Annotated in this window: 47 protein-coding genes and 1 tRNA gene; all 48 read left to right on the forward strand. The window is 71.0% G+C overall.

The window, feature by feature from the left end; translation table 11 throughout:
* Positions 1 to 148 precede the first annotated feature (148 nt).
* The 48 genes from ABTY20_RS18995 (at position 149) to ABTY20_RS19230 (ending at position 25832) form a co-directional block, all read left to right on the forward strand.
* A complete protein-coding gene (locus ABTY20_RS18995; RefSeq protein WP_351998157.1) occupies positions 149 to 619 on the forward strand; it encodes a hypothetical protein in 471 nt (156 codons plus the stop codon).
* A gap of 229 nt (positions 620 to 848) precedes the next feature.
* The gene (locus ABTY20_RS19000; RefSeq protein WP_351998158.1) at positions 849 to 1112 is read left to right on the forward strand and encodes a helix-turn-helix domain-containing protein; all 264 of its coding nucleotides are present in this window, start codon (positions 849 to 851) and stop codon (positions 1110 to 1112) included.
* A 68-nt stretch (positions 1113 to 1180) separates the two neighbouring features.
* Positions 1181 to 1468 (forward strand): hypothetical protein, encoded by a 288-nt coding sequence (locus tag ABTY20_RS19005; protein WP_351998159.1) that lies wholly within the window; start codon positions 1181 to 1183, stop codon positions 1466 to 1468.
* Positions 1456 to 2103: a glycosyltransferase family 2 protein gene (locus ABTY20_RS19010; protein WP_351998160.1), complete on the forward strand. Its 648-nt coding sequence runs from the start codon at positions 1456 to 1458 to the stop codon at positions 2101 to 2103. Before ABTY20_RS19005 ends, ABTY20_RS19010 begins: the two co-directional genes overlap by 13 nt.
* Before the next feature lie 19 nt (positions 2104 to 2122).
* Positions 2123 to 2383, forward strand: coding sequence for a hypothetical protein (locus ABTY20_RS19015; RefSeq protein WP_351998161.1), 261 nt, complete (start codon positions 2123 to 2125; stop codon positions 2381 to 2383).
* Positions 2380 to 2727 carry a hypothetical protein gene (locus tag ABTY20_RS19020; protein ID WP_351998162.1) on the forward strand — a complete coding sequence of 116 codons (348 nt, stop codon included), beginning with the start codon at positions 2380 to 2382 and terminating at the stop codon, positions 2725 to 2727. Before ABTY20_RS19015 ends, ABTY20_RS19020 begins: the two co-directional genes overlap by 4 nt.
* A gap of 284 nt (positions 2728 to 3011) precedes the next feature.
* On the forward strand, positions 3012 to 4208 hold the full coding sequence (locus ABTY20_RS19025; protein ID WP_351998163.1) for a hypothetical protein: 1197 nt from the start codon (positions 3012 to 3014) through the stop codon (positions 4206 to 4208).
* A 102-nt stretch (positions 4209 to 4310) separates the two neighbouring features.
* Positions 4311 to 4877: a hypothetical protein gene (locus ABTY20_RS19030; protein ID WP_351998164.1), complete on the forward strand. Its 567-nt coding sequence runs from the start codon at positions 4311 to 4313 to the stop codon at positions 4875 to 4877.
* 14 nt (positions 4878 to 4891) lie between these two features.
* Positions 4892 to 6886 carry a hypothetical protein gene (locus tag ABTY20_RS19035; protein WP_351998165.1) on the forward strand — a complete coding sequence of 665 codons (1995 nt, stop codon included), beginning with the start codon at positions 4892 to 4894 and terminating at the stop codon, positions 6884 to 6886.
* A 248-nt stretch (positions 6887 to 7134) separates the two neighbouring features.
* Positions 7135 to 7527 (forward strand): hypothetical protein, encoded by a 393-nt coding sequence (locus ABTY20_RS19040; protein ID WP_351998166.1) that lies wholly within the window; start codon positions 7135 to 7137, stop codon positions 7525 to 7527.
* Positions 7528 to 7614: 87 nt separating this feature from the next.
* Positions 7615 to 7809 carry a hypothetical protein gene (locus tag ABTY20_RS19045; RefSeq protein ID WP_351998167.1) on the forward strand — a complete coding sequence of 65 codons (195 nt, stop codon included), beginning with the start codon at positions 7615 to 7617 and terminating at the stop codon, positions 7807 to 7809.
* Positions 7810 to 7924: 115 nt separating this feature from the next.
* Positions 7925 to 8050, forward strand: coding sequence for a hypothetical protein (locus tag ABTY20_RS19050; protein WP_351998168.1), 126 nt, complete (start codon positions 7925 to 7927; stop codon positions 8048 to 8050).
* Between the two features lie 140 nt (positions 8051 to 8190).
* On the forward strand, positions 8191 to 8601 hold the full coding sequence (locus ABTY20_RS19055; RefSeq protein ID WP_351998169.1) for a hypothetical protein: 411 nt from the start codon (positions 8191 to 8193) through the stop codon (positions 8599 to 8601).
* Positions 8602 to 8737: 136 nt separating this feature from the next.
* The gene (locus ABTY20_RS19060) at positions 8738 to 8968 is read left to right on the forward strand and encodes a hypothetical protein (RefSeq protein ID WP_351998170.1); all 231 of its coding nucleotides are present in this window, start codon (positions 8738 to 8740) and stop codon (positions 8966 to 8968) included.
* Positions 8969 to 8970: 2 nt separating this feature from the next.
* Positions 8971 to 9366, forward strand: a complete 396-nt coding sequence (locus ABTY20_RS19065; protein WP_351998171.1) for a RapZ C-terminal domain-containing protein — start codon at positions 8971 to 8973, stop codon at positions 9364 to 9366.
* 43 nt (positions 9367 to 9409) lie between these two features.
* Positions 9410 to 9712, forward strand: coding sequence for a hypothetical protein (locus ABTY20_RS19070; protein WP_351998172.1), 303 nt, complete (start codon positions 9410 to 9412; stop codon positions 9710 to 9712).
* A gap of 81 nt (positions 9713 to 9793) precedes the next feature.
* Entirely contained in the window at positions 9794 to 10270 is a 477-nt protein-coding gene (locus tag ABTY20_RS19075; protein WP_351998173.1) for a transcriptional regulator, read from the forward strand.
* 125 nt (positions 10271 to 10395) lie between these two features.
* Positions 10396 to 11121, forward strand: a complete 726-nt coding sequence (locus ABTY20_RS19080; protein ID WP_351998174.1) for a hypothetical protein — start codon at positions 10396 to 10398, stop codon at positions 11119 to 11121.
* A gap of 27 nt (positions 11122 to 11148) precedes the next feature.
* Positions 11149 to 11391 carry a hypothetical protein gene (locus ABTY20_RS19085; protein WP_351998175.1) on the forward strand — a complete coding sequence of 81 codons (243 nt, stop codon included), beginning with the start codon at positions 11149 to 11151 and terminating at the stop codon, positions 11389 to 11391.
* Between the two features lie 109 nt (positions 11392 to 11500).
* The gene (locus ABTY20_RS19090; RefSeq protein WP_351998176.1) at positions 11501 to 12220 is read left to right on the forward strand and encodes a glycosyltransferase family 2 protein; all 720 of its coding nucleotides are present in this window, start codon (positions 11501 to 11503) and stop codon (positions 12218 to 12220) included.
* The gene (locus tag ABTY20_RS19095; RefSeq protein ID WP_351998177.1) at positions 12217 to 13119 is read left to right on the forward strand and encodes an NAD-dependent epimerase/dehydratase family protein; all 903 of its coding nucleotides are present in this window, start codon (positions 12217 to 12219) and stop codon (positions 13117 to 13119) included. Before ABTY20_RS19090 ends, ABTY20_RS19095 begins: the two co-directional genes overlap by 4 nt.
* Positions 13120 to 13196: 77 nt before the next feature.
* Complete coding sequence (locus ABTY20_RS19100) at positions 13197 to 13643, forward strand: hypothetical protein (protein WP_351998178.1); 447 nt, start codon at positions 13197 to 13199, stop codon at positions 13641 to 13643.
* Positions 13644 to 13700: 57 nt separating this feature from the next.
* Entirely contained in the window at positions 13701 to 14156 is a 456-nt protein-coding gene (locus tag ABTY20_RS19105) for a hypothetical protein (RefSeq protein WP_351998179.1), read from the forward strand.
* Between the two features lie 125 nt (positions 14157 to 14281).
* The gene (locus ABTY20_RS19110) at positions 14282 to 14614 is read left to right on the forward strand and encodes a hypothetical protein (protein WP_351998180.1); all 333 of its coding nucleotides are present in this window, start codon (positions 14282 to 14284) and stop codon (positions 14612 to 14614) included.
* A gap of 60 nt (positions 14615 to 14674) precedes the next feature.
* Positions 14675 to 15022 (forward strand): hypothetical protein, encoded by a 348-nt coding sequence (locus ABTY20_RS19115; protein WP_351998181.1) that lies wholly within the window; start codon positions 14675 to 14677, stop codon positions 15020 to 15022.
* A complete protein-coding gene (locus ABTY20_RS19120; RefSeq protein WP_351998182.1) occupies positions 15019 to 15351 on the forward strand; it encodes a hypothetical protein in 333 nt (110 codons plus the stop codon). Before ABTY20_RS19115 ends, ABTY20_RS19120 begins: the two co-directional genes overlap by 4 nt.
* Positions 15352 to 15355: 4 nt before the next feature.
* The gene (locus ABTY20_RS19125; RefSeq protein WP_351998183.1) at positions 15356 to 15562 is read left to right on the forward strand and encodes a hypothetical protein; all 207 of its coding nucleotides are present in this window, start codon (positions 15356 to 15358) and stop codon (positions 15560 to 15562) included.
* Between the two features lie 27 nt (positions 15563 to 15589).
* Positions 15590 to 15823: a hypothetical protein gene (locus tag ABTY20_RS19130; protein ID WP_351998184.1), complete on the forward strand. Its 234-nt coding sequence runs from the start codon at positions 15590 to 15592 to the stop codon at positions 15821 to 15823.
* Between the two features lie 148 nt (positions 15824 to 15971).
* The gene (locus ABTY20_RS19135) at positions 15972 to 16583 is read left to right on the forward strand and encodes a hypothetical protein (RefSeq protein WP_351998185.1); all 612 of its coding nucleotides are present in this window, start codon (positions 15972 to 15974) and stop codon (positions 16581 to 16583) included.
* A gap of 83 nt (positions 16584 to 16666) precedes the next feature.
* Positions 16667 to 17272: a DUF6919 domain-containing protein gene (locus tag ABTY20_RS19140; RefSeq protein ID WP_351998186.1), complete on the forward strand. Its 606-nt coding sequence runs from the start codon at positions 16667 to 16669 to the stop codon at positions 17270 to 17272.
* The gene (locus tag ABTY20_RS19145) at positions 17269 to 17670 is read left to right on the forward strand and encodes a hypothetical protein (protein WP_351998187.1); all 402 of its coding nucleotides are present in this window, start codon (positions 17269 to 17271) and stop codon (positions 17668 to 17670) included. Before ABTY20_RS19140 ends, ABTY20_RS19145 begins: the two co-directional genes overlap by 4 nt.
* 403 nt (positions 17671 to 18073) lie before the next feature.
* Positions 18074 to 18490, forward strand: a complete 417-nt coding sequence (locus ABTY20_RS19150; RefSeq protein WP_351998188.1) for a hypothetical protein — start codon at positions 18074 to 18076, stop codon at positions 18488 to 18490.
* Between the two features lie 64 nt (positions 18491 to 18554).
* Positions 18555 to 18836, forward strand: coding sequence for a hypothetical protein (locus ABTY20_RS19155; RefSeq protein WP_351998189.1), 282 nt, complete (start codon positions 18555 to 18557; stop codon positions 18834 to 18836).
* 95 nt (positions 18837 to 18931) lie between these two features.
* Entirely contained in the window at positions 18932 to 19087 is a 156-nt protein-coding gene (locus tag ABTY20_RS19160; protein ID WP_351998190.1) for a DUF8839 family protein, read from the forward strand.
* A gap of 10 nt (positions 19088 to 19097) precedes the next feature.
* Positions 19098 to 19316, forward strand: coding sequence for a hypothetical protein (locus tag ABTY20_RS19165; RefSeq protein WP_351998191.1), 219 nt, complete (start codon positions 19098 to 19100; stop codon positions 19314 to 19316).
* 110 nt (positions 19317 to 19426) lie between these two features.
* A complete protein-coding gene (locus ABTY20_RS19170) occupies positions 19427 to 19924 on the forward strand; it encodes a hypothetical protein (RefSeq protein ID WP_351998192.1) in 498 nt (165 codons plus the stop codon).
* A 109-nt stretch (positions 19925 to 20033) separates the two neighbouring features.
* Positions 20034 to 20567: a hypothetical protein gene (locus tag ABTY20_RS19175; protein ID WP_351998193.1), complete on the forward strand. Its 534-nt coding sequence runs from the start codon at positions 20034 to 20036 to the stop codon at positions 20565 to 20567.
* The gene (locus tag ABTY20_RS19180; protein WP_351998194.1) at positions 20564 to 20821 is read left to right on the forward strand and encodes a hypothetical protein; all 258 of its coding nucleotides are present in this window, start codon (positions 20564 to 20566) and stop codon (positions 20819 to 20821) included. Before ABTY20_RS19175 ends, ABTY20_RS19180 begins: the two co-directional genes overlap by 4 nt.
* Positions 20818 to 21843, forward strand: coding sequence for a DNA cytosine methyltransferase (locus ABTY20_RS19185; protein WP_351998195.1), 1026 nt, complete (start codon positions 20818 to 20820; stop codon positions 21841 to 21843). Before ABTY20_RS19180 ends, ABTY20_RS19185 begins: the two co-directional genes overlap by 4 nt.
* 23 nt (positions 21844 to 21866) lie before the next feature.
* Positions 21867 to 22214, forward strand: a complete 348-nt coding sequence (locus tag ABTY20_RS19190; protein ID WP_351998196.1) for a hypothetical protein — start codon at positions 21867 to 21869, stop codon at positions 22212 to 22214.
* A 42-nt stretch (positions 22215 to 22256) separates the two neighbouring features.
* On the forward strand, positions 22257 to 22505 hold the full coding sequence (locus ABTY20_RS19195; protein WP_351998197.1) for a hypothetical protein: 249 nt from the start codon (positions 22257 to 22259) through the stop codon (positions 22503 to 22505).
* Between the two features lie 145 nt (positions 22506 to 22650).
* On the forward strand, positions 22651 to 22890 hold the full coding sequence (locus tag ABTY20_RS19200) for a hypothetical protein (RefSeq protein WP_351998198.1): 240 nt from the start codon (positions 22651 to 22653) through the stop codon (positions 22888 to 22890).
* Between the two features lie 92 nt (positions 22891 to 22982).
* Entirely contained in the window at positions 22983 to 23189 is a 207-nt protein-coding gene (locus ABTY20_RS19205) for a hypothetical protein (protein WP_351998199.1), read from the forward strand.
* A 32-nt stretch (positions 23190 to 23221) separates the two neighbouring features.
* On the forward strand, positions 23222 to 24103 hold the full coding sequence (locus ABTY20_RS19210) for a hypothetical protein (protein WP_351998200.1): 882 nt from the start codon (positions 23222 to 23224) through the stop codon (positions 24101 to 24103).
* Positions 24104 to 24219: 116 nt separating this feature from the next.
* On the forward strand, positions 24220 to 24813 hold the full coding sequence (locus ABTY20_RS19215; protein ID WP_351998201.1) for a DUF262 domain-containing protein: 594 nt from the start codon (positions 24220 to 24222) through the stop codon (positions 24811 to 24813).
* A 197-nt stretch (positions 24814 to 25010) separates the two neighbouring features.
* Positions 25011 to 25109, forward strand: a tRNA-OTHER gene (locus ABTY20_RS19220).
* Between the two features lie 36 nt (positions 25110 to 25145).
* Entirely contained in the window at positions 25146 to 25565 is a 420-nt protein-coding gene (locus tag ABTY20_RS19225; protein WP_351998202.1) for a hypothetical protein, read from the forward strand.
* Positions 25566 to 25613: 48 nt separating this feature from the next.
* Positions 25614 to 25832, forward strand: coding sequence for a hypothetical protein (locus ABTY20_RS19230; protein ID WP_351998203.1), 219 nt, complete (start codon positions 25614 to 25616; stop codon positions 25830 to 25832).
* The last annotated feature ends 164 nt before the right edge of the window (positions 25833 to 25996 follow it).

The raw sequence follows: 25996 nt of genomic DNA on the forward strand, positions 1-25996 counted from the left end.
GAGTCATTTTGTTAAATCAGGTATGCCCGCTACGCTGGGCCGCCACGCCCCGCCGGACCTGCGAAGAGACGGCCGGAACCCGGGCGGTGGACCAAGTGCCTTGACGGGTACGCTCGGGGACAGGACCACGGACTGAGGAGACGAGACCATGTCAAGCCCCACACCCCTGCCCGGAATGGGGTCCGTCGGCAAGCCGGGCACCTGGACGATCACCGATCAGCACGGCCGGTCGATCACCATCACCGGAGATCTGCTGGGCCTCGGCTCCAGCTTCCGCCCTCACCACCAGAACCACCCGGGGACCGAGTTCGCCCCGCCGCGCACCCACTGCTCGACCTGCCGGTGGACGGAGATCCGCATTTTCGCCGTCGACACCGAAGAGGGCAACCCCGAGCCGCTGCCGTACCTGGTCGTCAAGCGCGGCGCCTCCGCCGTCCCCGGTGAGCAGGACTTCATCGACTGGGAGGGCCTGGTCACCGGGGACGAGGTGCTGGAGAAGCTGACCACCCGCCGGGGCGACCGCGCGTCGCTCACCATGCCGGCGTCACGCGCCATGTCGCAGGCCGCATCGTTCGACCCGGGGATGCGCGATGCGTGGACGCACCGTGCGGTGAAGTAGCCGCTCGGCGCGGGAGCACCTGGAACTGAGGAACGGCACTGCCGGCCTGTCGGACAACCCGTCCGGCGGGCCGTTGTCGTCGGCGCCGGACCGATGGACGGGACGCGGCGTGCGCGCTGGCCGCTCCACCGGTCTGATGACCTCCTCGGGGGTTGGAGCGTGACAGGGCCGGGAATACCGATTAAGGTAAATCATCCAACCCCGTGCAGTGACCGAGGAGGAAGGAATCATGACCATGACCGCGCAGCGCCCCCAGCGGGGACGCCCGAGGCCGCAGGAGACCATCGAGCGGGACGCCGCCGTCCTGCGGATGCTCAAGGAGAACCCGAACGGACTGGCCCGCAACGACATCGCCGAAGCGATGGGCCTGAACAAGTCCCGCGCCTACCTGTCCCTGGACCGGCTGCGCCGGGACGGACTGGCGGAGATGGTCCGCTCCGAGACGTCGCAGGCCGACAAGGACGCCCTGTGGGTGGCCACCAAGGAGGCTTGATGCCATCGGACCGGACACCCGCTGACCGGGAGCCCGCGCTTGACCACGAGGGTCAGGGAGCGGGCTCCGTGGTTGTCGGGCTCGATCCTGCGACACCGGCGGGCATCGCCTTCGCCCGTGTCCACGTGGACCCCGAACTACTGCGCGCACACCTGGACGAGGTCTCCCGCAACTTCCAGCGGATCCGGGAGAACGCGGCCCGGATGACCCCGATCGTCCAGCGGGCCGGGCGGGAGATGAGCCGGTCCCTGGCGAACATGCAGGTGGACCCGCCCATATCCGGGTACGACGCCGACGGCGCCATGCGCTGGAGCCCGCCGGCCGACGGAGAGGAGACACCACCGTGCCCCGCCTGACCGTCGCCGTCGTCGTCCCCACGATCCCCGGCCGCGAGGCCATGATGGAACGCGCGCTCGCCTCCGTGCGGGCACAGCGGCGCCGGCCGGACCAGGTCGTCGTCGAACGCGACAGCCTGCGCACCGGGGCCGACCAGGCGCGCAACCGGGCGCTGGAGCGGGTCACCACGGACGTCGTGGCCTGGCTCGACGACGACGACGAGCTGAAACCCAACCACCTCATGGCGTGCATGAGGGTGATGGAGCAGTCCCGCGAGCGACCGGACCTCGTCTACCCGGCGCCGGTGGTGCGCGGCGGCACGGACCCGACGGCCGTGTCCGTCCAGGGTCAGTGGCGCTTGCCGTGGGGCGTGCGTTTCGGGCCCGAACAGGAGGCGCACCTGCGCCGGTTCGGATCGTTCATCCCGATGACCCACCTGGTGCGCACCGAGCAGGTTCGCGCCATAGGCGGCTTTCGTCCAGGTCAGGAAGTGATGACGGAGGGGGTCGGCCGCCGCTACCGTGGCGAGGACGAGGATTATCTGGTGCGACTACTGGACCACGGGGCCACATTCGAGCACATCAACGCTCGGACGTGGATATGGAACGTCCACGGGTCGCACACCGCCGGCAAGGGCCTGACCCTTCACACCTGAACACGGAAACGGAGACGTCGTGCCGACCACCACAGCCACGACAAGACCAGCTCCCGCGCTCGCCGACGCCGTACGGCAGCGCATCCGGGACCTGCACGACGGGGGCGTGCGGGAGTTCACCGCTGACCGATTCACAGACCTCGCCTCGGCGGCCGACCGCCCGGCCGCATGGGTGACGGACCACCTGATCGTTCTCCAGGGGGTCGGCGACCTGCGGGCCGTCGCCCGTGCGGGCGTCCGCACCTGGACCGTCGCGCCCGGATCGGAGATTCTGCGATGACCGGGCGACTGAAGTTCGGATACGTCTACGGCGGGACAGCCGTCCTCCGGGGAAAGACGCGGGTGCTGGACGGAACGGCGTGGTCGCTCGGCCGGTGCGACGAGGTGCGGCTGCGCGCGGCGGCCGTCCGCGACCTGTCCCGGGACCACGGCGTCGAGCTGCGGGACATCGAGATCACCGACTTCTGGTTCAGCGAGGTCGTCACGGAGGCCGAGGCGCGGGACCTGGCGGCGGGAAGCACCGACCCCTTCCGCCCGCAGCACCCGTGCGCCGGCCCGGACCCGTTCCGCCCGTGCCGGGACGTCCCGGACGGGGACGCGTGGCGGGACAGCGGCGACACCTGACGACAGGACAGGGACAAGGGACATCGGGCCCCTGCGGTTGTCCCGCAGGGGCTTCGTCGTGTCCCGGCTGTCCCTTGTCCCCGAGGGGACAGCGGGCCGGTGTCCCGCCCGGGACACGGGACACGGGACAGGGACAGCCATCACTGTCCCCTCGGGGACACGTCCCGGGACAAAAGTCCGCCGGGACAGGGGACACGGGGACAGATAGCGTGTACGATGATTTAGAGAAATCAGCACCGACCAAGGAACTGTGACCAAGGAAGAGAGGACAGACCATGTCCCGCATGTCCCGTACCCGGGCAGCCACCTGCGGCCTGCTTGTCCCGGCCGCGTTGTCCCTGGCCATGTCGGCCGACACCTCGTACCGCTTCCTGGAGACGGCGCTCCAGATCACCAACGAGACGGAGCGCATGATCCTGTGCGGGGTCGCCGAGGCGGCCATCATCGCGCTCACGGTGTACGCGTGGGCCACCCGCACCAAGGGCCCGGCGTACCTGGCCTACGCGGCCGTCCTCGTGCAGGCCATCCCCGCCTTCCAGGTGTCCGGCAGCGTCGGCGGCCCGGTCCGTGTCGTCCTCGGACCCGTCCTCCTGGCCGTGCTGCTGCACCTGCTCCTGGGCCTTGAGCTGCGGATGTCCGGCGAGAAGTCCACCGGCCTGCTGGCGTCCGCCCTGCGGGAGCTGAGGGAGCGGCTGACCGCGTTCCTGGGCATCGGCCGGCGCGGCGCCGACTCCGCTGCCATCGCCCGCAGCCGGGCCGCCGACCGCGCGGTGGACCTCGCCGACGCCGTGGCCGCCGCCAAGCCCGACAGCATCCGGCACCGCCGCCGGGCCGCGAAGCTCGCCGCCGCCATCGACGCCGCCCGCCACGGGCTGGACGCGGACGAGGCCGCGAAGGCGGAGGCGGCCATCGTCGCCCGGGTCGTCCGGCGCAAGTCGGTCGGATCGCTGGCGGACATCGAGGCGCGGCACGACTGGGCGCTGTCCCTCGTGTCCCGGGACAAGGAGCACGAGGATGTTCCGCCGGCCGTGTCCCCGGCGCCGGTTGTCCCGGTGTCCCTTGTCCCGCAGGATGTCCCCGCCGTCGTGTCCCGGGACGAGGGACAGATCGCCGTGTCCCCGGCGCCGGTTGTCCCCGAGCCTGTCCCCGCCGTCGTGTCCCGCACCCGCGCCGTTGTCCCCGCCGTGTCCCAGCCGCGTCCCTCGGTCCGCATCCGGCTGGACAAGACGGCCGAGGAAATCAAGGCCGAAGGGGACACCGTGTCCCCGGTCGTGTCCCCCGCGCGGGACAGCAAGGTCGATGTCCCGGAGGACAAGCTGAGCAGCGTGTCGGCCGCCGTCCGGTTCCTGATGGAGACGGGACACAGCCGGGACGAGGTCCGCGCGATCGTCCCCACCCTGCCGGGGCACGAGGGCGTCAAGGCCGAGGCGTTGAAGAAGGCGATCCAGCGGGCCGAGAAGGCACTTGCGGCGCAGGACTGACCGCGAGACGCTTGATTTAGGTAAAGCCCTACCGGGGATGACCCTGGTGGGGCTTTCGCCCTTTCGGACCCAGGAACCAGGAAGAGGAACGAGGAATCGGTGATGAGCCGTATCGGAGAGAACCACCCGGACAACGTCTTCAGCGCGCGGGGCCGGGTCAACGGACAGAGTGACGCACAGCTCCGCAGCCGGGGCCTGGACTCCCAGGGGCATCCGGCACCGGCGGAGAAGACGAGCAAGTCCGCAGGTCAGCAGCCGTCCCGGCCCGGCGGATCGCGCGGCCAGGGCATCGCGCAGCTCGCGCAGTCCATCGGCTCCATGGAGCTGAGCAACCAGGACGACCTGCACGCCTTCTGCGAGGCGTACCGGACGCTGCTGAACTACCTCGCCGTGTCCGCGAAGATGGCGGAAGGCCAGCTCAAGGCGGCTGCACGTGCGCAGGCGAGGCAGGCCAAGGACGGGTGGATGACGCCGGGGCAGATGGTCAAGACGGCCGCCACGCTGAAGCTTGTCGGCCGCGACCTGGACCACCTCGCCAGCTCCTGCGTCGCCGGCGCGGCTGACGTCGTCAAGGCGTGGCGCCGGTTTGAGGGCCTGCTGGACGAGCTGGAGTCGGACCGCACGGTGAACCGTCCCGGGGGCCGCCGTGGCGGCTTCTCCGTGGTGTAGGGGCGGTGGAAGACATGTCGAACTCCAGCCCCCGCATGAGGGGATACGCCCTGTTCAGGGTGCCCGAACGGGTCACGTCGTACGTCCTGCCATGGGTCATCGCGGCCGCCGCCTGGCCGCTGGCCCTCGTGCTGCACTTCGTCGTCGGGCGCAGCCCGCTGTGGATGGCGTTCCTCGCCATCGGGTTCGCGTACGTGGCGTACGTGACCTGGACGACGTGGGCGGTGCGCCGCCAGGAGACCCGCGTCATGGTCACCGTGTTCGTCGCGGCCGTCCTGACCTGGGAAGTCTTCGCCGTCACCGTCCGGCCGTGGCAGGCCGACGTCGCCAAGGCGTGGGCGCTCGGCGGCCTCGTCCTGTCGGTCGCCTGGTGCGTGCGGCACGCGGCCCTCTCCGGCGTCCGCGACGCCGACAAGTCGCCCGAGACCAGCGGAAACGACGGCCTGCTGGCCAAGGTCCGGGCGTTCAAGGACGCCCGGGTCGGCAAGGTCACCGAGTCACCGGACGAGCTGCGCGCCCGCGTCCACCTGGACGCCCCGACCACGGCGCGAACGGCGCAGGACGCCCGCGAGGAGATCGCGGCCGTCGCCGGTGTCGGCGCTGACCAGGTGAAAGTCCTCAAGGTCAAGGGCGACGAGGGCAAGGTGGACGTCGCGTTCACCCGAGCGCAGGGCGCTCTCAAGCCGGCCGTGTGGACCGGTCCGCGTCACCTCGGGACGTCCATCGCGGACTACCCGCTCTGGCTCGGCCGGCGCACCGACGGAAGCGACATCGACTGGTGGATCGTCGGGTCCGAGGACGACGAAAACCCCAGGCCACTGGCCCACACGAAGTGCACCGGCGTGTCCGGCGCGGGCAAGACGGAGACCATCTGCACGGCGATCCTCCAGATGCGCGAGCGCATCGACGTGGTGCCGGTGGTCGGCGACCCGGCGAAATTCCAGCAGAGCTTCGGAGACATCGAGGAGGTGCTGGGCCTGGCCGCGAAGACCCGTGAGGCCACGGAGCAACTGGTGCGCAACCTCATCCCGCTCATCGAGTACCGCGCGGGCCTGCTCGGCTCGCTGACCAGGGCGGACGGCGGCAAGGGCTACAAGCAGTGGGTGCCCGAGCTGTACACCCTGCACGGCGTCCCGGCCATCTTCCTGGACATCGAGGAGGCCACCGACGTGCTGACGGTCGTGGACGAGGAGGCCGACGAGGCGCTGCGCAAGCTGCGCAGCGTCGGCGTGCACTTCTGCGCGTCCGCGCAGACCATGCCGCACGACAACGTCCCCCGCAAAACCCGAGGTCAGCTCGTGCAGTCCCTGGCCCACGGCCAGAAGGAGTACCAGGACGCCAAGTACGCGCTGGAGGCGGAGACGCTGGAGGCCGGGGCCGACCCGACCAAGTGGGCCAACGACGCCCCCGGATCGCTGTATGCCGAGGTCACGGGCACGGACAAGGCCCATTGGCCGGTGGAGGGCCGGGTGCCGCGCATGAAGGCGGCCGACCGCGCGGAGATGATCGAGGCCACCCGGCCGTACTGGGCCACGCTGGACGAGGGCTCGTACCGGATCCTCGCGGAAGGCGTCGTGGACGAGCAGGACGAGGCCGCGCCGGCGACCGTCGCGCAGCCTGTGGAGAGCACGGTGGACGACGACTTCAAGGAGGCGGTGAGCATGTCTCTGACCAGCGACGACGACATCGACACGGGCGTGCCGCTGGCCGCCCCGCGCGGGGCGGTGGACGTCGCCCTGTGCGAGCCGGTGCGCGAACGGATGAGCGAGGAAGACTCCCGCGCGGAGCTGCTGAACCGGCTGCACATCCTGGCGTCCGGCGAGCGGTCGGACGTCACGTTCGAGGCGCTGGCGGACCTGCCTGACCTGACCGGCCGGCCCCGCTGGTGGGTGTACGACGAGCTGGAGCGCCTGGCCGACGACGGGGTGCTGCGGCGCATCAACCCGCCCAACACCAAGGCCGTTTACGAGGTCGCCGGCAACGTCCTCGCCGAGGCGGCGGCCATGTGACGGGCCCGGATTGGAGCGGCCCCGGGGCGGGCATCCCATGTCAGGGATGCCCGCCCTGACGTATGTCTGACGGCCCGCCGTGACGCCTCTGGCGCGTCAGCAGACGCGGCCTGGCAGTCAGCGACACCGGCCGGTTACACGGGCCTTACAGGGCCGCTGACGGGTTCGGCAACGCGGCGGCCTCATGTTCTCTCCCGGCCGGCCCGGCCGGTGCGGACAACGCAGCGTGACACGAGGAGGAGTGACAGATGACCAAGGAACAGAACTGCACCGGCTGCGGCGCCCCGGCGACGCTGACGAGGACGCTGCCGCTGTGCTCGCGGTGCGCGCTGGCCGTCGCCGAGGAGGCGCTGGGGTTCGTGTGGTCCGGGCTGCGCGGCGGCGCCGGGGTGATCGAACTGCCCGCCGTTCCGGAGGACCGGATGAGCCCGGCGGCGGCCGACGACGTGGCGCACCAGAAGCTGGCCGCGCTGCGCCGGCGGGGCGTGAAGCGCGTGACCTTCGCCGATCTCAAGGAGCTGACGGAGATCACCGGGCGGTCCCGGCCGTGGGTGTACCAGTGGCTGGACTCCCGGGTGCGGGACGGCGACCTGGTCAAGGACGCGACCCCGGAGGGCGTCGGGTACGTCTTCGCCGAGTAGCGGCGGCGGGGTTGTGCGGCCGGCCCCACCTATGGTTTAATTAAATCAGTCGGGAGGACCGGCACACCACCCCACCAGGAGGAACACATGAACGCTCGCATCGGTCACATCGTGGACGCCCGGGACACCCGCCCCGCCTTCGGCATCTCGTACCGTCGGTTCCAGGACGTCCGCCCCAGCTTCGTGCGGGTGCAGGCCGGCAACGCCGAGCAGGCGGTCGCCGCCCTGACCGGGCACGTCGGCAGCAACCAGTACGCGGTGCTGTCGATCCGCTCCCTGTGAGCCTCCTGAATCGATCAACAAACAAAGGAAGGAACCGACCGTGGCCGCTCGGGCCGTCCGTGCGAACAAACTCCGCCCGGGCGATGTGGCTCGTCTCGCCACACGCCCTGAGACCGTGGACAGGATCGTGAAGTCCGACGACGGAAGCTGGCTGTACGTCTACACCGAGGAAGTCGGGGACGAGGTCGCCCACGTCATCCGCCCTCATCACCTGGTCGACGTGGGGTCCCGCGAAAACTGACCCCCTGCTCGACACCCGGCAGCCCCGGCGCCCTTGCGGCCCGGGGCTTCGTCGTCTGATTGGGCCGCTCGTCGCCGTGGTACAACTAATTCGGGGTCGTCGCTGCGGCCCCGTGACCCAGGAATCAAGGAATGATGACCATGGAGATAGAGCGGAGGCATTCCCCCGTCCCCGACGAGCTGCTGGGCTACCTGCGGGCCAACCCGTCGGCGGCGCAGGCGGCGGCCGACGGCGGGGTTCACGTTCACGTCCACCACCACTACGCGGCCCCGCCGACCGTCCCCGCAGGGGCGGCCGTGCACCAGGGTCCGGAGAAAACGGTGGCGGAGCGGGTCATTCCGTGGCTGTACACCGCGCTGCTCGCCTGCGTCGTCCTGACGCTGTGCGCGCTGGTGTTCGCCATGGTGGCCGTCGTGGTCGTGGCGGTCCTGGCGGCGGTGATCCTGCTCGGCCTGGTGGCCGCGCACGTCATCAACTCCCACGCCGGCGCCGTCGAGGCGAAGGCCAAGGCGGAGGCGCTGGCCGCGAGGAGCAAGCACCGGAGGCGGTGAAGACGATGACGCCGCCTGCGGCTGAACCCCGGAGACTCCGAGTCTCCGGGGTTCTTCGCGTTCGGGGGTTGTGCGGCAACAGGCGACTATGGTTTAGTTAATTCATTGGAACCGCCGACCACGGAACGAGGAACCCATGACCACGAAGCACAACCACGCGCCGCGCTTCGGCCGGAAATTCAACGGCTGTCCGCGCTGCGACGAGCTGAAAGCCGGCGCCGAGCCGGTCACCTGGAGCAGCGGCCGGACGGAGAGGGGGCGTGTCGGCAGTTGCCCGACCAACACCGAGGTCTCGAACCACTTCGCTCCGGGAGGACCGCACGAGCGCGGTGTGTGCGGCCCGGTCTGCACCTTCGGGGACTGGTGACCATGACCAAGTCCCGCCCCGGCGCCGTGCGCATCATCTCCTTCGGCTACGGCCACGGCGACGCCCCGGACGCCCACCTGACCCTGGACCTGCGCGCCCACTTCCGCGACCCGCACGTGAGCCCGGCCACGCGTGAGCTGACCGCCGCACACCGCCTGGTCCGCCGGACCGTGCTGGGCACACCGGGCGTCAAGGCGCTGCTGACCGCGACGGTGCGTGCCGTCCAGGCGTATGACGCAGACCCGTCCGCCCGGGACACCATCGTCGCGGTCGGCTGCGCCGGCGGACGTCACCGCAGTGCCGTCGCCGCCAACGTACTCGCCCGGCGCCTGCGCCGGCGAGGCCACGAGGTCGTCGTGGAGCACCGTGATCTGCACCGCCCCGTCATCGCCCGCTGACCCGTCAAACCCGAAGCACAACCGATCAAGGAATGAGGAAGCCATGAGCACTGCCGCGCTCACCGTCGAAGACGTCGTCCGCCGCTACGCGGAAGACATCGCCTACGTCGCCGAGGGATCCCCGGCCGCCGACCCGGGCACGTTCACCGGCCAGCTCGGCACGGCAGCCGAGCGGTTCGAGGAGGCGGGCGTCAACGGGCACGAGGACGTGGAGACCGCCGCCGTCATCCTGAACGAGGTCCGCAACACCGACGACGAGGCCGCGCGTACCGCTCTCCTGGGGCGGGCAGCCGAGCTGCTGCGCGACGTCCCGGACATGGCCGACGAATACCGGACCATGGTCTGAGACTGACGTGCCTGACCACGAAGCCCCGGAGCCGCACGGCCCGGGGCTTCGTCCATCCGAGAACGAGGGGATCAAGGAACCATGGACAACTCCGCAGGCACCTTCGCCGCCGTCTTCGTCGCGCTGCTCGTCGCCCATTCCGTCGGGGACCACTGGATCCAGACGGGCTGGCAGGCCGCCCGCAAGGGCGAGCCGAACCGCACAGGGCGCATCGCCTGCGGCCGGCACGTCGTCACCCTGACCGTCACCAAAGCCGTCCTGCTGCTCATCGCTGTGGCCGTCCTCGGCCTGGACGTCGGTGCGGTAGGCGTGGTCCTCGGCCTCGGCGTGGACGCGGCGAGCCACTACTGGGCCGACCGCCGTTCCACGCTCGCCCGCCTCGCCATGGCTTGCCGGAAGCGGGAGTTCTACAACATGGGCACCCCGGCCGACCCGTTGCACCCGGCGACCGCGCACGGCGGGTACGCTCCGACGCTCGGGACCGGCGCCTATGCGCTCGACCAGTCCTGGCACCACCTGTGGCTGTTCGTCGCGGCGCTCATCATCGCCGCCGTCTGAGCCGGTTGGAGCGAAAGCCCCGGAGCCGTATGGTTCCGGGGCTTTCGTCGTCCCCGGGGTTGTCCGGTCGGCACGCCTATGATTTAATCAATTCATCGGCAGTACCGACCAAGGAACGAGGAACCATGGACCGTCGCAACGTCATCGGCCTGGACGGCACCGTCCACCAGGGTCTGCTCAACTCGCACACCGGCGACTTCATCGGCCCCGCCTGCGACGCCGGCCGCCACGCGGTCGTGCGCCCCTACGAGAAGCTGGACCCGGCCCGCCTCACCGAGGACGTGCTGACCTGCATCGGCTGCACGGCCGCCGTCACCGGCGAGACGGCCCACCCGGCCGACGTGGCCCGGACGGTCGCCGACGCGGTGCTGGCCGACGCCGACCGCCGGGGCCACCTGCCGCCGCTCGACAACGAGGCGCTGCGCCTGGCCTTCGTGCGTATCGCCGGCGACGCCGGGGAGCTGCGCCCGGTCTTCGAGCGCCTGGCCCGGGGCGTGTACGACCCGGAGAACAACTACCGCGCCGAGCCGCTGTACCCGCTGATCAAGGAGCACCTGGCCGACGACCTCACCGCGCGGGCGCTGACCGTCCCGGAGGGCACGCCCGATATCCGGGTCCGGTACACGCGCTGGACCGGCGGCAACGTCCAGGTCCCGGTCGGCGTCGGTGACCGGCTGGTGTGGGACGGCATCGCCTCCGGACACTGGGACCGCTTCACGGTCCTCGTGGTCGAGCGCGGCGGCATCATCGCCCAGTCCGACGACGGGTGGACGAACCGCTTCAGCCGGGACGAGGTGCGCCGGTTCTTCGCCTACAAGGCGGACCGCGCGCCGCAGCCGGTCGCCGTCTGACCCGCCCCGACCAGGGAACGAGGAACCGTGAACAAGCCCGGCAGGTACTTCTACGTCATCGCAGTCTCCGTTGCGAACGCGGAGAACTCCCCGATCGGTCTGTCGTCGTACTCCGGAACGGTCGAGTGGGGCCCCGGCGAGACCCGCTCCGACCAGTACCGGAAGGCGCTCCGATCCGTGCAACACGATCTGGAGAGCAAGGGCCGTCTCTGCAACTTCATCACCACGTTCTGGTCTCTGGAACCCGACGAGCCCGGCACGGACGACTGACCCACCACCCGGAGCCCCGGAGCCGCTACGGCCCGGGGCTTCGTCGTACCTGACCTGGGGCGCAGCGAGCCGTGCGGTGATTTTGCGAATCGCCGCTACGGTCCCGCGCATGACGCAGACCACCAAGCCCCTGGCGGTCATCGTCCCCACGCGGGGACGGCCGCAGAATGCCTCCCGGCTCCAGCAGGCGTTCACCGACACCGACTCCCTCAACGCCGTGCCGGTGTTCGTCCTGGATGCCGACGACCCCGAGCTGCCCGGCTATCTCGCCCGCGTCGGCGTCGGAGAGATCACGCACGTGATGATCCACGACGGGGACGGCGGCACCGGTATGACGGCCGCCTTGAACTACGCGGCGAACGTCCTCGCCGACGAGTACGCGGCGCTGGGGTTCATGGGCGACGACCACCTGCCGCGCACCGCCGGGTGGGACGCGCACGTCCTCGGCGCGCTCGCCGGGCCGGGGCCGGCCGTCGTCTACGGCAACGACCTGCTCCAGGGTGAGGCGTTGCCGACGGCCGCGTTCATGCCGTCCCGCCTCGTGCGCGCGCTCGGTTTCATGGCGCCGCCGGTTCTGCGGCACCTGTACGTCGACAACTTCTGGCTGGAGCTGGGGCGCACCCTCGGGGCGCTGCGCTACCTCCCCGACGTCGTCATCGAGCATCTACACCCGGCGGCGGGCAAGGCGGCCATGGACGAGCGGTACGCGGCCGTCAACGCCACCGAGGCCGATACGGCCGACCGGGCCGCCTGGCTGGCGTGGCGGGAGACACGGCTGCCCGCCGCGCTGTACCGCGTGCTGGACGAGTACGCGCGGGCGGCGGCATGAGGGCGCTGGTCACCGGCGACAGGGGATTCCTCGGCCGGCACTTCGCGGCGGAGCTGAAGCGGCGCGGGTACGAGGTGCACGGCCTGGACGTGAAGGCGTCGCCGGCGCAGGACTGCCGGGCGTACTTCCGTGACTGCCTGAGCAAGGGTGCGGTGCCGGGGCTGTGGGACCTGGTGGTGCACTGCGCGGCGATCGTCGGCGGCCGGGAGACCATCGACGGCGACCCGCTCGCCACGGCCGAGTCGCTGTCGATCGACGCCGAGATGTTCCGGTGGGCGGCCGTCGCGCGGCCGGGCCGGGTGCTGTACTTCAGCTCCAGCGCGGCGTACCCGATGGGGTATCAGACGCTGTGGTCGGCCCGCCGTGGCTACCGGCTGCGCGAGGACGACGTGGACCTGGCGGTCGTGCAGCAGCCGGATCACGTGTACGGCTGGTCCAAGGTGACCGGGGAGATGCTGGCCGCCCAGCTCCGCCGGACAGGCGTCCCGGTGACCGTCGTCCGGCCGTTCTCCGGGTACGGCGAGGACCAGGACGACACCTACCCGTTCCGGGCGATCCTGGAGCGGGTGCGGCGCCGCGAGGACCCGCTGGAGGTGTGGGGCAGTGGCGACCAGGTGCGCGACTGGATCCACGTGGACGACGTCGTCGCCGGGGCGCTCGCCGTCGCCGAGGCGGGCACGGCGGAGCCGGTGAATCTGTGCACCGGCCGGCCAACCACGTTCCGGGAACTGGCGCGGATGATGGCGACGGCCGCCGGGTACGACCCGCAGATCAAGCCGCTGCCGGGCCGGCCGGCCGGCGTCATGTACCGGGTGGGCGACCCGGCGCTGATGACCCGCTTCTACCGGCCCCGCGTGCGGCTGGAGGACGGCATCCGTCGCGCGCTGAACGTGGCCTGACGTCCGGGGTTGCCCTTCCCGGGGCCCCATGATTTAATTAAGTCATCGAGAGGGACCGACCAAGGAACGAGGAAGCCATGACCGAGCAGACCGCCCCCGCCGGCAAGGTCTACGAGCGGACCGAGAACGGCACCGTCACCCACGTGTCCATCCGCGAGGGCCTGGGCGAGATCAACCACGCGATGATGGGCGGCCGGCGCGAGGTCGAGACCATGTCGAGCATCAGCCGCACGGACTACGCGATCGAGTACAAGGACGGCCGCAAGGTCCGCCTGGTCCGCGTGGACGCCCCGGCCGAGCAGTCGGCCGGGACCGACGAGCGGCCCGACGTGTGGACCGTGGCCAGCCACAGGACCCTGCTGCACCGCTTCACGCAGGCCGACAAGGACGGCCGAGCCCTGTGCAACAAGAGCTTCCGCCCGTGGCGCTACGGCAACGGCTACGACTTCAAGACGAAGGCCGAGCAGCAGGCGGACAAGTACGCGCACCTGTACACCTTCTGCCCCCGCTGCGAGGCGAAGTAGAGATCCCGCCCAGGAGCCCCACAGGCTCCCGGCCCTGACCACGGAAGCGAGGAAAGCATGAGCGGCGGTACATCCTGCAAGGACCGCGCGGCGCACCGGCCGTCGTGGCGGGTGCTGGTCCGGAAGGCCAATTACTCCGCCTTCAACGGCGGTCGACGCACCCCGTCGGACTACTCCGAACTCTGCTGCCGCGCGTGCGGGGCGGTGTGGCGAACCAGGGCCGCATACGTCGACCAGACCCCTGACGTCGAACCCGAGAGCAGGGCGCCCACGATCCAGAACGACGAAGACCGGTGCGGCGCGGACCCCTGCTGCGGCCAGCGGAACACTCCGCAGGGCTGCATTTTCGCCCCGAAGATCCTCGGCAAGGTACGGGACCCGCGCGGCGGGGTGTCCACGTCCGTTGCACGGCTCCCGCGCTACGCGGGCGACCCTGAGCCGTGGATCGACGTGGCCGACACCGAGTACGGAGGCCGGTACGAGGAGAGCGAGGTGGACGCCGGCCGCTCCTGACGGTTGGACAGAACGCCCCGGAGCCGTACGGTTCCGGGGCTTCGTCGTCCCCGAGGGGTTGTCCAGCCGGTCAGGTGATGGTTTAATTAAGTCATCGAAAGGCCGACCAAGGAATCGAGGAACCCATGCGCGATACCGACACCCGTTCGCTGCTGGCCGAGGCCCGTCGGGCCGCCGACGACTACCTGATGCGCAAGGCGATGGACGGGGTCCTGGAGCCCGACGTCGCCGAGAACATGGCCGGCCTCGGATTCACCGTCGCCACCCGCACCCTGTCCACCATGCGCACGCAGGACGGGCTCAGCGAGGACGCCATCGAGCGCGGGTTCCAGCGCAAGCTGGACGCGGCCCGCGCGGCCGGCGACACCCAGCGCGTCATCGCGGCCGAGTTCACCCTGGCCGTCTGGGGCGGGATGCGGCGCGACCTCGCCGCCTACCTGGCACGCGTCGGCGAGTGACCCGCCAGCCTCGGGCCGTCGGGCCCGGGGCTCCCCTGCGACCACGGAAGAGAGGAACCGATGAGCCAGACCACCGACGTGACCGCGAGCGTCCGGGAAATCGACCACGAGGTCCGCGTGGACCTCACCGACGCGCCGCCGGTGAAGACCGCCACCGGCCGGCGACGCAAGCCGATGGGCCTGCGGATCCGCTACGGCGCCCGCCGGGACGTCTCCCGCGTGGACATCACCTTGGAGTTCCGCAGCTCCGCCGAACACTTCCCGCCGGTCGGCGAGATGCCCGGGTGGATGCGCCGGATCGTGGAGGCCAACCGGCCGCGTGACGTCGACCACCCCGACGACGACCGCCGCACCGGCATGGGCGGCTGGCCGCTCCCTGTGACCACGGAAGAGAGGAACCCGCGATGACGAAGTTCGACCCGCCGCGCTACACCTGGAGCGCAGCCACCGCACGTGAGGCCCTGACCGTGTTGGAGGCGGCGCGGGACCTGGTGGAGTCACATCTGTCGTCCCTGGAACCGCAGGACCCGGGCAAGCGCCTGGCCGAGTCCCGGCGGGCGCCGGTCGCGCTGACCGTGACGCTCGACCTGTCCGGGCTCGTCCAGCTCATCAACGACCGCGCGGCCGTTCAGCACCTGGAGGAGAAGGAGGGCCTGGCGGCGGACACCATCTGCTGGTGCGGCCGTGAGGTGAAGGCCATGGACGATCACGCGCTGTGCTACCCCGGGATGGAGTGACGCCATGACGCGGCGTCCGGCCGTCGCCTGGAACCCCGAGGTGGATCCGTTCGGCCCGTGGGAGTTCGTGGAGATCTGGAACCAGTGCGCGGGCCACGGCAACGGATGCATGTGGAACCGCTGCACCGGGCGGGAGTCCACATGCCGGTGCATGTGCCCGGTCTGCGTCGGCGAGACGCCCGAGGACTATGGCTACGACGGCGACTACTGACCGGCCCGACCAAGGAACGAGGAACCCATGACCCGGTTCACCCTGACCCGCACCCTGCCGGACGGCACGGTGAAGACGAACTCGACGGCGCTGCGCACGCTGCGCGAGGTGGAGTTCGCCGTGGCGTACTGCCTGATGGACAACTCCCGCGTGCCGCGCGGCGAGGCCCGCATCTTCGCCGCCGACTTCGCCCGTCGTCCGGCCGGCGAGCAGGTGAAGCACAACGGCAGCGGCTACGCGTTCCGCGTGGACCGCGCCTGACGCCCGTGTAGAAAATTTTCGACAAGGAGACCCCGAGGCCCGATGGCTTCGGGGTCTCGCCGCGTCCGGGGTTGTCCCGTCGGCAGACCTATGATTTAATTAAGTCATCGGCGGGGTTACCGCCGACGGACCAAGGAACGAGGACATCATGGACGCGAAGACGGCGAAGAAGATCAAGCTCCTCCAGACGCTCATCGACCACCCGCGCACCGGGGACAACGAGCGCGAGGCCGCCCGGCTCATGCTCGGCAGGCTGATCGCCAAGGCGGGCGAGGTCCACGGGATCACCCCCGCGCAGGCGGCCGGCGGCTGGACGGACCGCCGAGCCTACGGCGCCAAGTACGACCGCAACCTGTCCACCGTCCAGATTGCCGCCCTGGTCCGGACGCAGATCAAGCTCGCGCGCAAGCTGGCCAAGCAGACGGCCGGCGAGGATGGGGCCGTCAAGCTGCCGGACCCGATCGGCGACGCCCCGGCGGAGATCAAGTTCAGCGTGCGTAGCGCGCGGTTCTCGGGCGGCACGTCCATCGACATCAGCATCCTGAACGAGCCGAAGGACTGGGCGTGGGAGATGCGCGAGGACCGCTTCGGCATCGTGATGGAGACGGCCACGCCCGCGATGCGTGCCCTCGCCGACGAGCTGGCCGACCTGCTGCGCGCCTACAACTTCGACGGCAGCGACATCACGACGGACTACTTCGACGTCAACTTCTACGGGTCCGTGTACGCCAAGGGCGGCCGGGTCATGGCCTGCGCCTGACACCCCGCAGGGCCCCGGACACCGGTTGGTGATTCCGGGGCCCGGCCTCACCCTGACCACGGAACCGAGGAAGCGGGGAACCCATGGACCGGATCTGGCGGGACGCGCGCCGCATCGACGAGGTGGGCGCGGCGATGGCCGACTGGCTGGAGGGCCGTATCGACGAGCGGCCCGGGTACGGCGCCGCACGGCCGGACGAGGAGACAACGCATCTCATCCCCGTGCTGGCCCGGCTGAACCGACGCGGCTGGATCACCACCGACTCGCAGCCGGGCCTGGACACCGTGGCGTTCGACGGTCGGCGGTGGGAGCAGCGCGCGGCCGTACAGGGCTGGATCGCCGGCGGAGACCCGCTGCTGCGGCGCGTCATCCGGACCGCGCGGGCGGTCGGGCTCATCGTCTCCGCCCACGGCCCCGGGCGCGCGGTAGGGCCGTCTCGCGGCCTGCTGGCGACCCGCTGGGGTGGTGAGCCGCACACCGGCTTCGGGGGCCGCCCAGGGCGCCTCCAGCTCGATGCGGAGCTGTCCGGCGTCGGCCGCCAGGCGCGGCGGGAGCTGGCCCGCCATGGCGTGCTGCTCGCCGTCATCGACCCCGTGTGGGGTCGGGACACCGTGCTCTGGTCCGCCCTGGACCGGGCCATCGACTTCGTGCACGACGACCAAGGAACTGAGGGAGCGAGGACGCCATGACCACTGCCGCACAACACCCCGCCAACCTGCGCCGTCGGGTGCACGACAGGATGGATGCCGCCAGGCTGGACGGTGACCGCGCCGCGTACGAGGCTGCGCAGACCGAACTCGTGCGTGTGAACGCCTACGAGGCTAAGTACCTCGGCATCCCGGAGCGCTACGTCGACCCGGAGACGGGCCGATGGAACGTACCTGACACCGTGTGCCGCGCCTGCTGGCAGGACATCGACGGACCGGTGTTCGCCCTCGGGGTCGACGGCTCATGTCTGCACTACCACCCCGACTGTCGGCCACGGTACGCCGACCTGCCGCCGCGTCCGCTGGACATCCTTTACCCAGCCGGCAGGCAGCACCCGCGCCGCTCGTGCGGGTCGCAGCTCCCGTACTACATCGGCTGACGGCGGGCCGAAGCCCCGTGGCAGTGATGCTGCGGGGCTTTGTCGTGCGCGCAGACGGACAAGCGGAACATGACCCGCCGTGGGGGCGGCCGACCGGCGGAAGGCGAGCGGGGGCGGTCGCAGGGGCTCGGGCGCGGACTCCGCCGGTCCGACGCGGTTCGCAAAACCGCAGGTCAAGGCAGAGCGTGTAAAGCTGTACCGCCTGTACCGTCTCCCGCCTATAACCGTGAGATTTGACCCTCCTATGTGTAATGGGGAGCACACGGTACAGGCGGTACAGGCCCGCGAGCGCCCTCCATCCGGAACCCTCGCGCGGTGCGGGGTTGCCCCGTCGGCCTGTCTATGATTTAATTAAGTCATCGCCGGGAGGACCGGCGATGGACCAAGGAAGAAGGAACCGACCATGATGAAGACCTCCCGCCTCCGCCGCCGGACCGTCCGCGAGCGCGCAGCCGCCACCCGCTTCGCCCGCTCGCTGCGCCGGGGCCGCTCGCTCGCCACGCACGCCGTCGCCGCCGGTGTGGACGCCGAGACGGCGGCCGGTGTGGCGAACGGCCTGCGCTCGGTCGCCAAGCGCCTCGGTGTGCAGCCCGTCAAGGTCGCCCGCACGCACCGCACCACCGACGGCAGGGCCGACCGGCTGCGCAAGGTGAACCACTTCACCGCCGCGCAGGTGCAGGAGCTGCTGCGGGCGTACAAGCCGCGCAAGGCGGAGTTCAAGGCGGCCGTGGTGCTCATGGTCCTGGCCCACGGCGAGCCGGTGACCGTCCGCCAGGCCGTCCGCGTCCCGGAGAAGGCCCGCGAGCTGGTCAGCGCCTGATCTACCGTCCACTCCGGGGCCGTCGACCGGCGGCCCCGGCCCACCGCAGAGAGGAACCGACACGGTGACCGACACTTCCCGCGCCGAGGGCTACGCCTGGGGCTCCCTCGGCCACGGCTACCGCAACGACTACGGCGACGCCTGGCTGACCATTCTCGGCTCGGCCCTCCGCGACGCGCCGCTCACCGAACGGCCGGAAGACGCCGAGATCCCGGCAACCGTCCTCCTGCGGGACGGAAAGCCTCAGCCCTACACGCTGGCCAAGGTCCGGCGGCTGGGCCGTACGTTCGCCGTCATCGACACGGTGGGCACCCACACCCCGGCCCTTCCCGGCGCAAGCGCCTGAGCACCGCCCGGGAGCACGGCCCGGCGAGCGTATGCGAGCCGTGCTCCCTGCGAGGCAGCTCAGCCCGAGCGCCCGACCAAGGAATGAGGAAGATCATGGCTGTTGTGTTCACGTCGCCGGCGGGCCACCCGCGCGGCAGCAAGCCGGCCGAGCAGGCGGCGCAGGAGATCCGGGACAACGGCGGCCGGGCCGAGGTGAAGATGGACATGTCCACCGACACCTTCCGCGTGCACGTCCCGGACGAGGACTGAGGAGCGACCGATGGCCGACGACACGACCCGGCAGTGGTGCGAGGCACGCGAGCACCCGTGGCTGACGTACAACCCGTGGCTGGACCGGAGCTTCTGCCGGTGCGGTGCGCGGCAGGCCGACGGTGACCAGCCGCAGGACATGCGGGCGAAGCACGAGCTGTTCCACGACCACGCCCCGGATGAGCCGTGCCGGTGCTACGTCTCCGCCGGCCAGCGGGTCGGCGTCTGAGCGGAACCGTCCTACAGTGCCCCGGGGTTGTCCTCTCCGGGGCACTGTGATTTAATTAAGTCATCGGGACGAAACACCGGACCGACAGACCAAGGAACGAGGGACCGACCATGACCGACACCGCCGCATGGCCGTTCGGCACCGACGCCGACCGGGACGACCCGCTCACCGCGCTACGCATCGCCGTCACCGGCTCGCACCCGATGTGGTGCTACCTCGTCGCGTTCGACCGCGAGAGCGCGGCCCGGCCCACCGACCGCGAGGCCGCCATGCTCGCCGCGTACCTGGAGGAGTACAAGACGTACTTCTACGGGCCCGACGACTCGTCGGGGTATCGGTACAAGATGGCCCGGCGCCTGCTGGACGTAGACGGCGGCGCCAACGGCGTGACCTTCCACAAGTACGGCGAGGACGACTGGGGTTACCGCCGGCGGACCTGGTCCGTCGGGCCGATGTTCGTGCCGCCGTCGCCGACGTACAGGAAGGCGTTCCCGAGCGAGGCGGTCGGCCCGCTGACGCTGGAGCAGGTCATGGACCAAGCCCACGACACGTGGCCGAAGCGCTGGCAGGACTGGAAGACCGCGCACCCGGAGGTGTTCGGCGCCTGAGCGGAACCGTCCTACAGCGCCCCGGGGTTGTCCGCCCCGGGGCTTCATGGTTTAATTAAGTCATCGAGACCGTTAGGTCAGAGACCAAGGAATCAGGAAAGTGGGGGTCATGTCCGTCGACACACTCTCGCGCCGCGCCCTGCTGGAGATGCAGCAGGACGGCGACTTCGCGCCCCGGCACAAGGTCTGGCCGCCCGAGGGCTACGTCGCCCCGACCGCCGAGGAGTTCGCCGGCCTGCTGCGGGCGGCCGAGCACCACCAGAGTCGCTACCTGTACCCGTCCCACTGGGACCGGCTGACCGGAGACGAGGTGCTGCGCCGAGCCCAGCTCTGCGAGCTGGCCGGGCCGTCGCTGCGCGGTCAGCTCGCCACGGCCGTCCACGGCTACGTGAGGGCCCTGCGGGACGAGCTGCGCCGGCGCGGCATCGTCTACCGGTCGCTCGCCGTCCTGCGGTGCGAGGCGTGCAGCCACGCCGCCGAGCGGCTGTTCGAGGCGACGCAGGCCACGCACCCGGGCCTGGAAAACCGGTCCGGCACGCGGATCGCCTCCGCCTGGTTCTGCGCGCGGTGCTGGAGCGGATACACCCTCGGCGACCTCGCCGACGGCCCGGCCGACGAGGACGGGACGGGGGACGAGGCGTGAACGCGACCCGCGTCGGCGCAGACGCCGGCGAGTACATCCGCGTCGTCCACGCGGGCACCTGCGCCCGGGGCGGCATCGACCTGGTCGCCGTGGAGCGCGCCGTCAACGGCGAGCACACGCCGCTGAGCGGGGCGGAGAAGGTCTACGCGGCCCGGCTGCTGCGCGACCGGGGCCTGGTGGTCCGGGCCATCGGCGCTCGCCTCGGCGTGTCCCACCCGACCGTGCTGGTCTGGCTGAACGGAGGCAAGCGATGATCCTGCACCTGTTCGCCGGCCCCGGCGGCATGGACGCAGGGGCCGGCGAGCCGGGCGTCGGCGTCGAGTTCGACGACGGCACGGTGGCCACCCGGCGCGCGGCGGGGTTGGCCACCGTGCACGGCGACGTGCGCGACCACGGCCCGGCCGACTTCCCCGAGGCGGACACCCTGGCGGGAGGGCCGCCGTGCCAGACGTTCTCCGTGGGTGGCCGGGGCGAGGGCCGTCGGCTTCTCGTCCACCTCCAGCAACGCGCCAAGGCGATGGCCGCACGTCAGGCCGTGCCGTCGGCGCCGCCCGGGACGGACGAGCGTTCGCTGCTCGTCCTGGAGCCGCTGCGGTACGCCCTGGCCGCCGCCGACGTCGGGCACCCGTACCGGGCCGTCGTGCTGGAGCAGGTGCCGCAGGCGCTGCAGGTGTGGGAGACGTACGTGGAGATCCTGCGCGCCGAGGGCTACAGCGCCGCGTGCGGCGTCGTGAACGCGGTGGAGTACGGCGTGCCGCAGACCCGGCGCCGCGCGGTGCTGTTGGCCCGTCGGGACGGGCCCGTCGGCATCCCGGCGCCGACACACCGGCCGTGGCGCCGGGGCTGGGCGCTGTCCGAGGTCGAGTCGCACCGGCGCCCCGTGGTGTCCATGGGCGATGTGCTGGACCGGCCGGGCCCGTTCACCGTGGTCCCCAACTACGGCACCGGCGGGGACTCGGCCCGGCGCGGCCGGCGGGCGAGCACCGAGCCCGCGTTCACCGTGACGGGGAAGATCAGTCGCAACCGAGTCGTCGGGCCGGACGGCGAGGAGTTGCCCCGGTTCACGTGGTCGGAGGCCGGACGACTCCAAGGGTTCCCGGCCGACTGGCCGTGGTCGGGGCAGGACATCAGCCAGCAGATCGGCAACGCCTGCCCGACGCAGCTCGCCGCAGCGCTGTTCCGTGCGGTGCGCGGCCCGGCGTACGACGGCGAGCCGGTGCGTGCCTACGCGCCCGGCGACATGACGGAAATCAGCACGTGCGGCTGGACCGCGTGAGCGATCGAGGAGGCGAGGAAACGATGACCGAACAGGTGCACGAGCTGATCACACCGGAGCGGCACGAGGTGCTCAAGCGGGCCGCGCTGCGCCACGCGGCCGGGATGCTTCACGTCGCGCTGACCGGATGGGACCCGGACCACTACTTCCCGGACGAGGCCGAGCGCGACCTGGTCCAGGAGGAGGTCCAGAAGATCGCCGACGAGCTGCGTGCCCGCGCGGCAGTCGGCGCCCGGCGACCGTGCTCCGTGTGCGGGTTCCCCTACCTCGTCCGCAAGGGCGGGGTGCTCGGACGGCACGTCGGGACCGACGCGGCCGGCTTCTCCACCGGCGAGCGGTGTCCCGGCGTCGGCCGACCGCCGCGTGCCTGACCGGTACCGTACGACGCACACGACCACGGAAGCGAGGAACCGATGAACAGCCTGAAGACGTTCGCCTGGACACTGGAAGGCGTGGTGCGTGCGGGCACCCTGAGCGAGTACGCCAGAGACCGGCAGCAGGCCGAACTCGCCGACCTGACCGTCTCGGACGAGCTGTGGGACGGGACGAGGACGCAGACGGTCCGGATCCTCGCGGACCCTGTCGGCGCGGATGGCGTGCGGCGGTACGAAGTGCTGTACGGCGTCCTGTCGGCGAGCTGTTCGGTCGACGGCCGGTCCTGACCACACCGCAGCGACGAAGCCCCGGAGCCCTCGCGGTCCGGGGCTTCGTCGCGTCCGGGGTTGTCCTCCCCGGCGAGTCATGGTTTAATTAAGTCATCGGGACGCCGGCCGGGCGGACCGCAGACCAGGGAACGAGGAACCGACCATGACCGAGACGTTCGAGCCCGTCGACTTCAGCAACGTCCGCGAGGGCGACCGCGTCCAGTTCGCCACAGCCGACAACGGGTTCGGTGGCAGCGGTGATCCGGTGTGGCGCACCGGCACGGTCGTGAAGGTCACCGAGAAGACGGCGCGGGTCGACTGCTCCGTGGGGAACGAGCGGGACATCGCGGTCCTGCGCCGGGCCGACTGGCACTCACGCGCCGTGAGCAAGTCCGCCCGCTGATCCCGCACCACCGACCAAGGAACTCAGGAACGCGATTCCCGCCCCCGGCCGTATGATCCGGCGCCAGGGGCGGGACAGGAGGGACAACGACCGTGACGACCAGCGTGCAGACCCGGGACGAGCGCATCACCGATCCCGGCTTCACCGAGGCGATGAGCGCGACCGACGCGGCGATAGCCGAGCTGCGCGCCCTCGGCGTGCCGGCGGACCAGGCCGTCGTCGTAGTGCAGCGCGTCTACAGCGCCGGCCGCGACCGGGGTCTGTACCTCGGGCTGCGCCGTCCGGCCGCCACGTCCTGACCACCATCGACCAAGGAAACGAGGAACCGACCGTGAACATCTACGCGCTGAAGCACCCCGACGGCCGTTGGTTGTACCACCTGCCGGTGCCGGACGCGTTCGGCCGGCCCGGGTTCACCGCCCGCGCCAAGCTGACCGGCGTGTTCGCCGACGGCCGGCCCATGACCGAGCTGCACGGCAACTGGTGGGCGACCGACCGCGAGGCCGCCCGGCTCACCGCCACGGCGCAGCCCCGGCCGAAGACCACCGGCTACCGGCTGATCGACCCGGCGGCGGAGTCCGTCCGCTACCCGGCGACCCTGACCCGCGAGCAGTTCGACGACCGCGTGAGGGGCGACGAGGACACGCTGTGGTCGTTCTACACGGCGGTCACCGAGGAGCAGCCGCCGTTGGAGCACGTCTACGACGGCCCGGTGATGGTCCTGGAGGGCCGGGAGCCGCCGGCACCGGACGAGCCGCAGTGGATCGCACAGCTCCCGTACGTGCTGGCCGAGCGGGCGGAGTATGCGCACCTGTTCCCCGGGCACATCCCGGGCCTGGCCGCCCACATGATGGACGTGTTCCGGGCGATGCCGTGCGTCGACTTCGTCTCGCTGAACTTCCAGAACCGGCCCGGCGTCCACGTGAGCCTGTACGTCCCGTACGACGAGCCGCGCACCGAGTGGCGCGCCAACACCGGGCGGGACGGCCGGCCGCTGAAGTCGGGCCGGAACGTGCCGGTGAAGGTCAACCGGCGTCTGACTCTGCCGATCCCGGACCGGGTCGCGGCCGACAGCTACGCCGAGGCGCTGGAGCTGTGGGAGCAGCAGGTCGCCCACTGGACGGGCGTGGTGGAGTCCGTGTCGGTCGCCGCGTGCAGCCACTGCGACGGCAAGGGCTACGTTTCGCACGGCGCGGAGCAGTACGGTCGCTGACGGCCGGCCAGGAACTCGCCGGGGCTCCGGGGTTGTGCACTCCGGAGCCTTTTGGTTTAATTAAATCAATGGGCCGGGCGGACCGGCCCTCCGATCACGGAAACGAGGAACCGACCATGACCCGGCAGACCGCCGCTCCGCTGGAGCACATCAGCCTGAACCCGACGTACCGCGTGGCCCAGGGCCTCGTGGACGACGTCCGCCGTGGCGTCCTGTTGCTGGACCCGCCGTACCAGCGCGGCAGCGTGTGGACGTTGGACCAGCGCATCGCCCTCGTGGAGTCGTGGCTGCGCGGCCTGCCCGCCGGCGTCGTCATCCTCGCCGACAGGGGGACCGAGCTGTGGCGCAAGGCCAACGGGGTGGACGTCTACGAGACCGGCAAGGGCATCTGGGCCGTGGTCGACGGCAAGCAGCGGCTCACCACGGCCATCATGTGGCTGGCCGGCGAGTTCGCCGTACCGGCGTCCTGGTTCCCGGCTGAGTTCGTGGAGACCACCGAGGACACGGAGGACGGCCCGTACGTCAGGTACACCGGGCTGACCCTCGTCGGGCAGCGGCGCATCGAGCTGCGGACGTCCCTGCTCGTCGCCGAGACCAAGGACTGCGCCACCGTCGCCGACGAGGCCCGGTTCTACCTGCTGGTCAACGGCGGCGGCACGCAGCAGACCGACGACGACATGGCCAACGCGGCCCGCGTGGCCGGGCGGTGAGCGCGGCCGTGGCGCAGTGCCCCAACTGTGAGGACGGTATCTGCACCGAGTGCGGAGGGGACGGCTGCGACGAGTGCAGCCACGGGGGTGTCTGCCCCGACTGCGACGGCACCGGCCTTCAAGCCGATTGACGTACGACGGCCGGCCGGGAGCCGCGATCCCGGCACCGCTCGCAGGCTTACGGGCCTGCGGCGCAAGGGCCTGTAGCTCAGTCAGGCAGAGCCCCGTCGAGCGTGAGCCTTGGTCGGTTCCATCGCGCTCCGGGAGACTCCGGTTCGAGTCCGGACGGCCCACCACCGACAGACCGCCGACGACCACGGAAGAGAGGAAGCATGGGTGACGAACAACCGCCCACCGGCCGCGCCGTGACCATGAGGGAGGTCCGGGAAGCCCTCGGGCATAACGTCGACCGCTCACCCGTACCCGAGGAGCAGCCGACGGCCCTGACCGACGACGAGCGTTCGATGCTGCGCTACGCCCTGGATCTGGCCGAGGACCACATCGCCAACGAGCCCACCGAGTTCACCGACGCCGATAGGGACGCCGTGGAGTCGCTGAAGCGGCTCGCCAACGGCCCTGTCGTGGCGTATCGCAACCTCTGGCAGCCGGGCGTGCTGCTGTGCCGCGAGCACGGCAACGGCTGGGCCGGGCTCACGCCGCTCACGTCCGACGACCTACCTGACGGCGGCATCTGCACCCACGGCGACCCGGCGGACCCTTCCGACGTGTGCGGCAGGGACGTCCTGGCCTGACCCCACTCACAACCCAGCACCGACGATCAAGGAAGAGAGGGACGCGTCATGGAAACCAGGCTCGTCTGTCTCGACGAGGACCACGCGAAGGCTGTCATCGAGGAGGCCACCCGCCCCGGCGACACGGTCCACACCGTGCGCCGGGAGGGCAAGGTGGTGGTGATCGGTTTCTTCGACAAGCGCTGGCCGTTGGACGTCGCCGACTGGGCCGGCGAGCACGGCCACTGCACGGACCACGCGGCGGCCCGCGTCATCGCCGGACTGTAGGGAGGAGCACCGTGCTGGAAGACCGAAGCGAAGGATCGCGGCTGGAGGTCTCGGGTGTCCGGACCCTGGAGGAGGCTGAGGAGGCTGAGGAGGCGCTGGCCACCCTGCGCCGCCTCGGGGCGCAGGGGGGGCAGCCGCGCCCGGGGGCCCGTGCCGGGCGGCCG

This window comes from Streptomyces sp. NPDC126497 (assembly GCF_040302425.1).
In the GTDB taxonomy this organism is placed as follows: domain Bacteria; phylum Actinomycetota; class Actinomycetes; order Streptomycetales; family Streptomycetaceae; genus Streptomyces.